Annotated in this window: 3 protein-coding genes; all 3 read right to left on the reverse strand. The window is 64.9% G+C overall.

Annotated features, from left to right (window positions below):
• Positions 1 to 31: 31 nt before the first annotated feature.
• Positions 32 to 5956, reverse strand: a complete 5925-nt coding sequence (locus tag GGD57_RS04960; protein ID WP_184467446.1) for an alpha-2-macroglobulin — start codon at positions 5954 to 5956, stop codon at positions 32 to 34.
• A gap of 7 nt (positions 5957 to 5963) precedes the next feature.
• Positions 5964 to 11657, reverse strand: coding sequence for a lysozyme inhibitor LprI family protein (locus GGD57_RS04965; RefSeq protein ID WP_184467448.1), 5694 nt, complete (start codon positions 11655 to 11657; stop codon positions 5964 to 5966).
• Positions 11658 to 11856: 199 nt separating this feature from the next.
• On the reverse strand, positions 11857 to 13263 hold the full coding sequence (locus GGD57_RS04970) for an adenylate/guanylate cyclase domain-containing protein (protein ID WP_184467450.1): 1407 nt from the start codon (positions 13261 to 13263) through the stop codon (positions 11857 to 11859).
• Between the last annotated feature and the right edge of the window lie 51 nt (positions 13264 to 13314).

Here is a 13314-nt window from a genome sequence, read left to right on the forward strand (position 1 = left end):
CCTCGCCTGATGTCGTCCTGATGGCGGCGGCCTACTTCGCCACCACGATTTGTACGGCAGCGCTCATTCCCTGAACCCCCTTCTGGTACATGGTTTCGGCAAGGGCCCGCGGCTGCGTATACGTACCGGGGATCAGGGCGCGCGTCCGGTAGGCGAAGGTGTAATTGCCTTTCGGAAGTCTGTCCGCCGCGCAGAAGACCTGATCGTCGCCATAGGAGACCCAGTCGCTCGGCAGGTTCGACGCCATGGCAGGTGTGGCCTCGGCCGGGGCGGTGGCGATATTCGGGTTGAGAGGATCGAGCCCCGCCGCCAGCGGCAGGGTCAGCGCCACATGGGTGCGATCTTCGGAGACAACAAGTTCGACCCTTTCCTCCAGCACGTCGCCGACCTTGAGCTCGATCGCCCCTTTGGCATCGGGGATCAGCTTCTCCAGCGGCGCATCGCCGGCCGGCACGCGGTAGAGCGTGCGGGTGAGCGCAAAGCCCTGGCTCTCGGCCGGCGCGGTATAGCCGGCTTCAGCGGAGAGATAGCTGGTTTCCACCAGCGCAAGAGCGGCCGTCGTTCCGGTATTCTGGATGGTGACGGCGCTCGGATCCAGGGTCACCTGCCGCAACACGGGCGCATTGGCGTCGAGCGTCAGCTTTTGCACATTGCCGCTCTGAGCCAGCGTCAGCGGCAAAGGCGTCGTCGGCCGCTGCCAGGCAGCAGCAAGCGCGCGGATCGCGGCCGACGTGGCATTGGTCGAGCCCCAGCCATCGCCTTCGCCGAGCTGCAGCAAGGCATTTTTCAAGGCGGGATAACGCGGATCCGTTTCCGAGGTCAGAGCCGCCGCGCGCACCATTTCGGCAAGACTGCGGGTTTCCGAAGGCAGGATGATCGGGCTGCCGCCATCCTGGGCTTGGCCGTCATAAACCAGCTGGCCATTGCGGGAGAGGATGCGCACGCGCGACCACATCGTGTCGGCAAGGCCGCCGACAAGGCGTTGGTCGGCATCGGGTGCCGCCGCGGCCGCCGCCGTCATTCTGGCCACGCTGACATTCGGCATCACGGCGGCCGAGCGGGCAAGTTCGGCCGTATAGGCGGGATCGAGCGCGCCGCCTTCGGCGAGCGCCGTCAGGGCCTCGACCCGTTCGCGAAGCTCGTCGCCGCTGATGAGATGCGGATAGTCCGAGCGCAGCGATAGTTTCAGCACGCTCGCCAGGCGATCCGTCAAAGCCTTGTCGGTCGGTTCTCCGGCCTTGTCGGCCGCGACCAGGAAGGAATAGGCCCAGGCCGTCAGCGAGACATTGCCCTTGCTGTGCGGCCAGAAGCCGACGAGGCCATCGGCATCGACCGCCTGGCCGATTGCCAGCACGGTATTGTGCACATCGCCGTCGATGCGTTTCTCGAGCTGCGCCGCGGCCAGGATGGGGGCGAAACTTTTGAAGGCGACGCCGGAGGAGGCGAGCGATATCCGCTGTTCGGTGGAGCCGTAGGGAGCTTCCACCAAGGTGTTGAGCCCGGCGACGAGCTTGACCAATGCCGGATCGGAGGTCAGCGTCATCACCCGCTGAAACGATCCGGGGCGCAGATTTTCCTGAAGCGCCGGCAGCGTTTTCGAGCCGCCCGCCGGGATTTCGACGATCTCGTAATGCCTGGTCGGAACGCGGTCGGGCTTTACCGGCAGCGTGATTTCGACGGCGTCGCTGGCGCGGTCGTCCAGGCGTTCGACCCCGAAACGCAGCCGCACGTCCTCCTTGCCGGGCTGTGGCTCGGGCACCGCGGCGAGAACGCCGATATGCGCCGGCTTGTTCTGTTCCCAGGTAAAGGCGAGATCCTTGCTGCCTGCCAGCGTCAATCCGTCTGCAGCAATGGAAGCAGCGCCGGCGCCGCCACTGCCCTCGACGACGCGGGCAATGAAGCCGGCCTCGAATTGGTCTCCATAACGCAGGAAGCGGGGCAGGGCGGGTTGCGCCACGATCTCCTGGCGGATCAGCATTTCGCCGGTGCCGTAGCCGAAGCGGTCGGGACCGCTGACGGCCTTGGCGCGCAGCTTGAAGACGGTCAGTGAGTCCGGCAGTTTCACCTTGATCCTGGCGACGCCGTCCGGGCCGACCTTCACGTCCGGAAGATAGATCGGCACCGGCGTGAAATTCTTGCGGACGGATATATTGTTGTCCGTGCCCCAGTCCTCCCGCTCGTCGCCGCCCGGGACCTCGTCCAGGGGAATGATGCCGAAGGCCATGTTGCGGGTGTCGCGTAGCGCCATGGTGGAGGGGCGCTTGACGATGAAATTCGGCAGCGGATCCAGTGGCTGCTCCGGTGCCAGCGACAGCACCGCCTGGTCGATCAGCCAGAAGGTGGCATCGCCCGCGATCGGCTGACCGGTATCGTCGGCCAGATGCAGCGTCACCTCCACTTCGTCGCCGGGGCGGGCCTTTTTCGGATAGTCCAGGGTCACGGCGACCGTGTTTTTCACCGGCTTGACCGCCACCGTCTTCGTCGCGGCGATGGTGACTGGCTTGCCCTGGTCGAAGGGCGCGTTCGGCGAGGGAATGCTGGTCTCCAGCCGGCCGCGCATGATCAGGAAGTGCACGGGAATTTCAGGCGTATATTCCTTGCGGACCGGCACTGCGTAATGGCCGTAGCCATCGGCGATATCGACCCAGTCATAGCGGAACGTCCCCTCGGGCTCTTCGACGACGGCAAGCGCGCGGGCTGTCTGGAAGGGCGACTGGATCAGCAGGTTGGCGGTCTCGCCGGGGATGTAGCTGTCCTTGTCTGTCGTGACGACCGCGGTGCGGGCGGGCGGCTGCCCCCAGGTGACCGGCGTAGTGCCGCCGACGAAGAAGTCGACGCTCACCTGCTGCCGGCGGCCGATCCGGTCGCTGGCTTCGAGCTGCAGAACGTAGACGCCGGCGTCCTTCGCCTCGAGCGCCAGGGTCTGAATCTCCGACGTGCTGGTAATCTTACGCTCCAGCACGGTCTCGTCCATTTGCTGCGTGATGTATTTCGCCGAACCCTGGCTGAAGTCGCTCGCCTGCAGCGTCGACGTCCAGTTGCGGTGGATCAGGCGCGCCGTCATCTCCAGCCCGGCGACGGGATCGCCATTGCCGTCGACGGCGAGGATCTCGGGCTCGATGGCGCCGGGCGTCGGCACGTAGCGCGGCAGTTTCAGACCAAGCACGAAGGGCGGGACCGCATAGACGTCGGTGATGCTGCGCACCTGCAGGTCGTCGTCGCCGGTCACCGTTGCCTCGATCATGTAGCGGCGGGGTTGCGCCGTCGGCTCGATCGTCGTGTCGAAGCTGATGCGCGCGGCGCCGCCGGCATCGGTGCTGCCGTCGCGTTCGAGCGCGGGCGAGGATTTGAACTCGCCGCCGCCGGAGTAGCGGGAATCCGTCGAAAACAGGAAGCCTTCGTGGCCGGGCGGCGTCCAATTGTAGGGATATTGCACCGCGCGCCAGCGGATGGGGCGATCGGCCAGCAGGCCGCCGGCGAAATAGCGCGCGATCAGATCGACATTGAAGGAGGAATCGAGCGGTACGGTTTCCGGATTGTTGAGCACGACTTCGAAGGTCGGCAGCCGATAAGCCTCCTTCTTGAAGGAGATGCTGCCGCATTGGACGGTCTTGTCGCCGCTGCCGTCGGTGTCGGCACTCTCGGCAGTCTCGGCCTGGCTGTCGTCGGCCGTCGCATCGTCGCTGTTGCCGTCGCTCGGCTGGCTGTCGGCATTGCCGTCGTCATCAGATGTCTGCGCCGGTTGGCTTTGGTCTGGGGCCTGAGCCGCGTCACCCGGTTCGAAGTGAACCTCGTAATCGCCGGTCGCCGGCGTCTCGGCGTCGAATTTGTGGTAAAAGCTGCCGGACGCGTCCAGCCGCACCGGCACGCGCCATTCCTGTTGGTCGGGGCCGGTGATCACGATCTGGCCGCCCTGCGCCGGCAGCGTCAGGTGGCCACCGAGATAGCTGCGGACAAAGCCCTTGATATGCACCGGCTCTTCCGGGCGATAGATCGGCCGCTCGGTAAAGATGTGGCAGAGCGTGCGGCTTTGCTCGGTCCGATTGTCTTCCGGATCGGTGGTCCACTCCAGCCACGAGGCCGACGGCTTGGTCCAGTTATCCCTGGCATATTGCGCCGGGGCATGATCGGGGTCGACAACCAGAGTATCCAGCCCCTTCGTCACGATCACCCGCCGGATCTTCGCATCGGTGCGCTGCTGCAGTTCCCAGGAAAAGAAACCCTCGGCGTCTGTCGTCCCGGTCGCGAGCGTGACGAAGTTGCCGTCGCGCAAACCGTCGAGACGGATCTGCGCTCCGGCGATCGGATTGCCGCCGGCAAGCGAGGTGACGGCAAAGCGCACCCGGCCCGGTTCCTCCACGGCGCTCAGGGTCAGGTCGGTGACCTGCACCCGAAGCCAATGGCGGGTTTGATTATCGACCGCGCGCAGGCCGACGAGGTAAGTGCCGGGCTGGTCGGTGCCGGCAATCCTGGAAAAAAAGGATTTCAGATCGAGGCCGAACTTGGTGTCGACGCCGCCCTTCTTGATCGGCAGATCCACGAATTGCGATATGGCCGGCGAGCCCAACGCCTTGATGCGCGCCTGGATCGCATCGGCCGAAATCTCATCGCTGTCGGCCCATTTCTGCGGCTCGTTGCCGGGCAGCGGCGGCGCTTCGTCGTCGTCGGTATCGAGGCCGGATTGCGGGAAAGGCCAAAAATCGCGCGACAGCGGATCGATCGCATGGATGCGCACATCGGCCCGGTCATAACCGCGTCCGCGCAACGGCACGAGTTGCGGGCCAAAGCGCTCGACCACCCCCTGCGAGGCATCCCAGACGAGCGAGGACTGTTCCGGGGCGAAGGCGAATTTGCGGCTGAAGCCCTCAGCGAGCGGCCTGCCGCGCTCATCGCTCAAGGCGCCGGCGGCGACATCGAGCGTATAGACCTTGTCGGTGAGAAAGCGGCCGTTGATATAAAGCCGCCCGCTGCTTGCTTCCGCCTTGAGATCGTCGACCGGCGGAGAAATGCGCAGGGCGTCCCGGACCGAGAGCTGCTCCCCAGCCACCGGATTGCTGGAAAACCGGAAGATCAGCCCTCGGCCGACGGGGTTGCCGTCATCGTCGACCGCGCCGCTGTCATCGCTGACGGTGGCGTTGGACGTGCAGCGCATCATGCCGTCGCTCGTGGTGGCGTCGAAGCCGCGCCCGCAATCGGACTTGGTCATGGTGAAGGGCACGGCGGTGCGCACCCGCAATTCGAAGGTCTGATCGCTGAAATCAGGCGTGTCGGCAAGCTTCAGCCGTAAAATGGCGACGCGGCCATCGGGCACGCTCGCATGCAGCTTCACCACATAGGATTGCTGGTCGCTGCGGCCGCTGCGTTCCAGCGGCTGGATATCGAAATCCTGCGCCCCCAGCATCAGGCCGCCCTCGTCGCCAATGCCGGGCGCCGGACGCAGCTCGATCGACAGAAGCCGGCTCAGCGCCGCGACATCGACGGGTTCGGCAAAGGTCAAGGTGATCTGGTCGAGCTCGGTGACCGGATCGTCGGCAGCAGCCGGGGCCGTGGAGACCGGCACCGGCAGCAGCGGTATCAGTTCGGTCTCGCCGCCAGCATCCTTGTCATGCGCCAGCATCTTGACCTTGACGCGGGCAAGCGGCTGCCACTTGTCGGCCGGCCTGAATTGCAGGGCGCGCGGGCCGAGCCATTGCCAGGCGCCGGCAGCCGCCGGCTCCATCGTCACGAAACGTTCGGGCGCGTCTTCCGGGCCGCCGCTCGCGGGGCCGGTATCGTTGGAAAAGAAGATCGTCACGGGATCATAGGCGCGCAGGAACCTCTCCGGCACGATTTTGACGCCGTCGGCGCGCTGCAGAACATCGAGTGCCGGCGCGGCAGCGCCCTGCTGCGCGTGGCCGCTTGAGATCAGCGTGGAAGACGCTAGCGCGAGGGCAATGAGAAATACGATCTTTTTCATTGGTGTTTCACTTCGATCCCGTGGGCTTCAAACCGGCACGCTGCAGATAATCGCTGATGATTTCGGGCGGCGGACCTGCGGGCGGTGGCGACAATCCGACCACCGAAGGCCTGACGATCAGCGTCGGTGCGTCGGCCGGTGCGCGCGCTTCCAGGAGATAATAGCCTGCCGCAAGCTGCTTGAGCTGATTGACGCCTTCGCCGAGCACCTCACCTTTGGCATCGAGCAGCCGGCCGATGGCCAGGTCCGGATCGGAGCGCAGGCCGACACCGATATTGCCGCTGTTCTTGACCTCGAAGCCGAACAGGGCCGTTGCGCCCGGTGCTAGCACGACCGGGGCGCCGATGCCGTCACTGACCGGCACGACCGGCGTCGCCGTCATATCCAGGCTGCCCGACAAGGGGCCTTCATGGGTGGAATAGAGCGTCAGGATCGCCTCGCCCGCCGCAAGATAGCGGTGGAATTCCGCTCCCGTCGGAAAGAGCTGCATGTCGCGGCGACCATCCTGCTCCAGGCCGACAATCACGGGGGCGTCGGTGCTGACGTCAAGCACCATCGGCTGGGCCGGATCGAGACGGAAGGCCATGGCTTCGCCCTCGAGCGCCACGCTCTGCGGCAGGCTCATCGGTTTTGGTTCGGGCTTCGGCCAGGGCGACTTGCCGCCGCGTTCCAGCCACAGCGCCACGAGCCCGGCGCCATGATCGACGATCAGCCGGCCGGGTCCGGAGACGGACATGCTCTCACCGCGCAAGACCCGACCGTCGTCGCCGATAAAGGTCGCCGCGCCGCCGGAAACATTCAGGATATCGCCTTTGATGGCATCGACGGCAATTTCTTCCGATCCGACCGTTCCGAAGAAGCGGCGCTTGATCTGATCACTGCCGAGGCTGACGGCTTGCCCTGGCGACAGGCCGACGCGCGCCGAGCCGGCATCCCCCGTCAGATTGACGAGCCAGATCTCTTCGGCCGAGGTCGCGACGCTGCGCGACAGGGGAGCGGCGCCCGACCAGATGTTCAACAATTCAGAGGCTGAAGGATCGGAGACGACGGCGATCCCGGGCGCGAGATCGAGCGTCAGCCGTTTCACCCCGGCTGCGAGCTTCACCGGTTGCGCGCTGAAGGCTGGAAGGGTCGCGGTCAGGGTGCCGTTCAGCTGCACCGGCTCGAGCTCGGCCGCATCGATCGGCCTGAGCCGCATCTGCAGGCTTTCATCGCTTGCGGCGTTCCAGATATGCAAATCCTGTTTATCGGCGAGGGCTACCGCGCTGTTGAGGCTGACGCCCATGCCGCGTCCGGCCGAAAGGCCAGGCTGGCCAAAGGCCGAATCCGCGCGCCACAGTCTTACCTTACCCGGCAAAGCAGGGGTGGCTGGAACAACTGCCCGGTCTCCCCCCGAAAGCGTCAGCGCGATCTCTGCATCGGGCTGTGCGGGGTTCACCAGCACATGGCCGGCTGCGCGGGAGACCAGCCATAAACGATCCGATTGCGGCGCAAAAAGTCCCGATGTCGCCGCCGTCAGCGGGCGATCGACACTGGCGCCCGCAAGCAGATCGGCGCTGGCGCCAAGATTGACCAGGCCGGCCGATGGGGCATGTGCGAGAGCGATGTTCATGGAGAGATCGAGGCCATCGATGGCCACGGGCTCCAAGGCAATGTCGCCAGGCTCGCGCATATCGCCAGCGATGCTGCGCGCAGCGATCTTGATGGGCGCCGCGCCGCCGTCGAGGGTCCAGACCGACGCGCGCCACTGTGCATCTCCCTCGGAAGCCGGCCAGGCGATAAAGGGCGTGCGGCCGCGGGCAAAAGCCTGCGGCTTCCAGCTGCCATCGGCGTCGTGTTTTTCGACGGAGAGAACCAGGTCGCTGGTCGACTGCGCCGCCACCAGCGCGAGCCGATCCTTTGCATTGGCCGACGAGGAGCCCGGCAGAGGGAAAGTAAAGACGGAGGCACCATCGACGGAGGCGGTGCCGCTGTCGGCAAGCGCCGGCTGCGGTTGCTCCTGCGGCAGGGCAAACTGGACCTCGATATCCCCGACATCGGCCGGGTCGTCGGCTGCCTCCTGGTCATCGTCACCGGAGTCTGCTTCTTGATCGTCGGAACTATCATCCGATTGGCTGCTGGCTGTGCCTGCCGCCGCGGCCTCATCGAGAGCCAGTGTGTAGGATCCGGCGGCCAAGCGGGTGGAGAGCGCGATGTTCCAATCATCGCTGCGCCCCGTCAGCCGTTCGACGACGGCGCCATGCTCGTCCTTCAGTACAGCCTTGATTTCGCTGCGGCCGAAAGTGCCGAGGCTGACGACACGGTCCTTTTCGACATTGAAGGAAAGCTCGGCCGGCAGGTTGACGAAGCGCGCCTCGCCGGGCTGCAAATCCCGGGTGTTCAGGGTGACCTGATAATCCAGCCGGTCATCATGGGCGAGGCTTGTGAGATCGATGCGATAACGCCCGGCCTTCAACTTGCCGGTGAATTGGGGAGCGGCGACAAATCGGGCGATCTGCTCCTTGTCGTCGCGAAACAGCGTGCCGATCATGCCTTCGGTCAGATCGATGCTGACATCCGCATCGGCCAGGAGATCGAAAGTCCAGCTGTCGGGAACGCGTGTGTCGCTCTTGCTCTGAGGCTCGCGCCACTGAAATTCCTGGGTCTGATTGAAGGCGAGCGGATGCGGCCCGTGGCCCTGCAGCTGCGGCGGGTCGATGAGAGGCCTTAGCCGCGCGACAAACCGTGTGTCGACGTCGCGCGGCAGGATTACGAGGCGGTAATGCCCCGGCGTGAAATCCTGGCTGAGCGTGGAGAGCGGACCGGGCGCGGTCAGCGGCCAGCCTTCCGCATCCTCGAGGCGAGCGGTCAGGTCTTCGCCAAGCGAGTAGAGATCGAGCTGATAAGATCCCGCACTCGTTATCTCGATCGGCACGATGGCGCCGCGCCCGCCGGAGAGAATTCCTCGGCTGGTGCCGTCGGCGACCAGGGTTGCCGTCGTCAAAAGCGAGGCCGGCGTCACGGCGACGCCGAGATGGCCGGAGGAGTTCTGCACGGAGAGGTCGATCTGATAGGTTCCCGCGCGCAGATAGGTTTGCAGCAGCGCATTATGGCCATCGCCATTGTCCGCCGCCTCTCCCAGCTTCGGCAGGAAGGAGGTGCCAAGGCTCAGCGATGTCTGCAAACGGCCAAGGGTCTCGATGCGATAAAGCCCCCCTTGCGCAACCTCGAGCCGGTAGGATTTCTGCGCGTCCTCGGCGAGATCGAGAAACTGGCTTTGGCCTGCAATCAACGGGGATGTGGGGGCCGGCGGTGCGCTGCTGGGCGCCGCGGCAGCATCGGGCTGCCAACTGACGACGATCGAGCGGGCAGCGGCTGAAGCCGGGAAGCGCAAGGTCAGCGTCCGGCCTTTTGCGTCAGCGCGCTGGTTGCTGGTGGCAAAAGCGACAGAGTTATTGTGTATGTCGACGGCGGTGATCGTGCCCCCGGCGGGCACACGGACGTCGATCTGCAAATCCGCTGATGACGCCGGCCGCGACAGGGCGTCCGCGCCGTTGGTCCGGGCTCCTTTGGCCTGCGGCACGGGCGCCGGCATATCGGACATTGGCTGGTTCGGCGGGGGTTGGTCCGGCAGGGGCTGCTGTGGTGCCGAGGCATCGGCGGGCTGCCAAAGCGCCAGCGGCCGTGCCTCAAGATTGGCGGGCAGGGCCACGGCGCGCGGCCCCGTCAGCAGACCGGGCGCGGCATTGGTGATGATCTCGTAGCGCGTGGCCTTTTCGGCTCCCCGGATGCCGAAGGAAATGGTGGTGCGCGCCGGAGCGGCGGGCTGAACCGGTGGGACGAGGCCCGGCGTGCCGAAAGTGAGGTCGACGATGCCGGCGGCATCGTTGTCGGGCAGCAGCCGCAGCAGATAATAGCCGGCATCCAGATCGAAACGGTCGGGATTGCGGCCATCGGCGCGCGGTGCATTGCCGACCAGAACCGGGCTGATGTCGGCGTGCAGGGCAACGCCCGCACTCCGGATCGCGATCTGGCCTGCCTGTGTCATCTCGAACAGCAGCGACGTCGGCCCGCGCAAATTGAAGCGCCGCCGCCAAGCCTGGCCCGGGCCGAGATGCGGCAGGTCGGACGCGACGATGGTCGCTTTGCCATCACCATCCTGGCGCACCAGCAGAGCCATCGCCGGAATTTCATCGCCGCCTTCGCCGGCAACGTCGAGACTGATCAGATTGGGCACCGAGCCTTTGAATTGGGTCTCGGTGCCGAACCGAAGCCCGCGGACCTGGAAATGTTGGCCTTCATAACCCGAGACTTCGACAATGCTCGGCTGACTGTCCGTCGAAAGTGAAAGCGTCGCCGTCGGTTCACGGCTGGCCTTGTCGATCGCGGCGCTTTGAAAAGCGGTCTCCCCGCCGGAAATCCGACCGGCCCGGAGCACCGCCGGCGCCGATTGCGGCAGCTCGAGACGGAAGGTGTCGAGATCTGCCGGCGCCTCGAAACGGATCGAGCCAAAAGGCCCGATGACATTTTCGGCGATCCCTCCGGCAAGCGACAGTTGCGTGCCGGTGCGAATATGGAATGGCTCTGCGGCATCCGAATTGGTCCAGACAAGCTTCTGGCCGCCATAGGCCGTGATGAGATAGCGGCCCGGCTCGACCGTTCCCGTCAGCCTGGCCCGGGTCATCGGCAGGCCCGGCTTCAGTTCGAAGATCGACATTTCAGGCGAGAGATCGGCAATATCGGTGCCGTTTCGCCACAGGCGCAGGTCCTGAAGCGAGCGCCCAACCGCCTCGATATCGACGCGCCCGGAACCGGCCCCGGATTCAGGCCCAGGTTCAGGAATGTCGATCCAATAAGATCTTTGCTGCAGATCGCTGAGATCGGCATGAATGGGAGTGGCGGCGGTCAAAGCGGCGTCGGGCTGTTCGAGCTCCTGATAGGCTTGCGCGGTGAGCTTGACGTCGCCGGTGGCTCCCTTGGCGCCGAAGACGCGGATCTTGTAGGTGCCCTTGTCGAGCAGGGCATCGATCCGGCCGTCGCTGACGCCGGCGGCACCCATGCGGTCCCCGGGGCCTGCGATCATATCGACGAGCTGCAGCGCCGCACCGGAGGTGCTCTGCGTGCGGATGGTGATATGGCCGGGCGCCTCGACGGTCAGCAAGGTGCTGCCGTCCTGATCGGCAGGCAAATGATCCAATGCCAGATGCGGCTGCGACACCAGCGGGGGCGGGGCTTTTGCCGGCACGGATTGAGATGCTGCGGCAGCCGCCGGCGCCGAACTATCCTGTTCCACCGCCGGCTGGGTCGCCGGCGCGGCCGATGGCGTGGGTTGGACGGACTGGGCGGATTCGGGAGACTTTTGATCTGGAGAAGCGCTCGCTGCTCCGAGCGCGGCAAGACGCGTCTGGTAGCTTGTCGTCAGGCATGCCGACAGCCGGGCCGGATCGGTATCCACGCAGGATTTGTTGCGGTCCGCCAGCCAGCGGCGCTGTTGCTGGCGCAGATCGTTCAGCTTTGCCGGGTCGCCGCCGAGATCCGTCAAAGCTTGCCGGTAGGAGGCCGCCAAGGCGGTATCCTGCGCAATCAGGGCCGGAGAGGCGCAGATCGCCTTCTCGATAACGGTCTGCGCCTTGCTGCAATCAAAGGATTGCGCATGGCAGACCGTCGAAAAAAGACCACAACCGAGGACAGCAAGCGCATGCAGGCGGAAGACGGAAGCCATGAACAACTCGTTTTTTAGGTGGCCGGCACACTACTCAATATGAACTATCGTTGATCAAGACAATATGCTTCACCCGCACAAGGTGTGGCGATGATAAAAACAGCAAGCCGCGGGCAAAAATCCGATCAGCACCACGGAGAAACGCGGCCTGCACCGATGTTCATGGTGGGCTGTAATGCGCGCGAAAAGCAGACGAAGCTCACGACAGGGCGAAAATTCTGACCTCTCTGCCAATGCCCTGAAGTTCCGCCATCCGCGAGGCCGATGTGATGCCGCTGTCGCGCAGTATGTCCGAAACCTGGGCATCGCCGACGATCGCCTCCGTGGTCATGATCACATTCGGATCGGCAAGGCCCTGGACGCGTGAGGCGATATTGACGGTCTGGCCGAAATAATCCTGCCGGTCGTTCAGGTTGACGGCGAGGCACGGGCCCTCATGGATGCCGATCTTCAGCAGAAGATCGTCGCTGCCGTGTTCGGCATTCAGCCGAAGCATCGCCTCCCGCATCCTGAGCGCGGCCGCCACCGCGCGGTCAGGGCTCGGAAAGGTCGCCATCACGGCATCGCCAATGGTCTTGACGACCGCGCCTGCCTCGGTGGCGACGATCTCGTGCAGAACCCTGAAATGCGCCCGCACCAGATCGAAGGCGGCAAGATCTCCGACGCGTTCGTAAAGCGCGGTCGAGCCCCGCAAGTCGGTGAAGAGGAAGGTCAGGCTGGTGATCTTCAGGCGTTGGTCGACGTCGAGCGTATCGGTCCGGTAGATGTCGCGGAAGCTCTGGTTGGTCAGCAGGCGCTTGGCTGTCAGAAAAGGCCGCCTGCGCCCGAGAAGGTCGTGCAGGTCATCTCCCGCGATGCAGACGTTCGGCACCACCCTGCGATCGGTGTGGTTTTCGAGGGTGAGCCGCAGTTGGCCGGGACGAAGGGTCAGCGTTTCGTTCAGCGCATGCGCCCGGCTGATGACCATCGAAAGGGTTTGACGTTCGTTGGTGGGCTCGCCTTTCACGTCGATGAACTGCGCCGAATGCGTGACCGCATCGAAGATGATGACGAATTGCGCCGGCAGTTGCAGCGAGACGAAAGCCTTCTCGCCCGGCGCCAGCTCGATCATCTCCAGCTGGATACGCGAAAACTTCGCTTCCAGGTCTTCCGGCAGGTCGACACCGGAGGAGAAGAAGATCTGGCGGTAGTACTCGAGCGGCGGCAGGCGATCGGGGTCGTGGGCGGCGATCCTGCGCACTCTCGGGCTGACGGTGAAGGTTACCTCGACCATCTCGTCGAGCGTCGGCTCGTAGCCGGCCGCGCAGAGTGCGCAATGATAGGTCTCTTGCGAGACCCCTTTGAGGGTTGCGCCGCTGTCGAGGACACCGCCGCATCCCGGGCAAAGCACATTCCAGGTCATTTCGAACGCGCCGATGCGGGCCGCGTGCAGAAGCGCGGCGATGGTTTTCTCTTCATCGAGATGATGCTGACCAGCGAAAGCGAGCGCATTGATGCGATTGAGATCGCGATCCGAGCCATGTTTGACGACGTTTTCGATGCACTCGACCGTCTGCGGGTCGGCGGCCTGCCGCAGGGCGGCAAAAAGTGCGTCCATTTCGCTCATCAGATCAGTCTCCGTGCGCAGAACCCACGGCGGACGACGCCAGGACCGCAA

The sequence above is a fragment of the Rhizobium esperanzae genome (genome assembly GCF_014197615.1).
Taxonomy (GTDB): domain Bacteria; phylum Pseudomonadota; class Alphaproteobacteria; order Rhizobiales; family Rhizobiaceae; genus Rhizobium; species Rhizobium esperanzae_A.

Coding starts and splice junctions, on each gene's coding strand:
- GGD57_RS04960 (WP_184467446.1), bottom strand. CDS start 5,956: ATGAAAAAGATCGTATTTCTCATTGCCCTCGCGCTAGCGTCTTCCACG.
- GGD57_RS04965 (WP_184467448.1), bottom strand. CDS start 11,657: ATGGCTTCCGTCTTCCGCCTGCATGCGCTTGCTGTCCTCGGTTGTGGT.
- GGD57_RS04970 (WP_184467450.1), bottom strand. CDS start 13,263: ATGAGCGAAATGGACGCACTTTTTGCCGCCCTGCGGCAGGCCGCCGAC.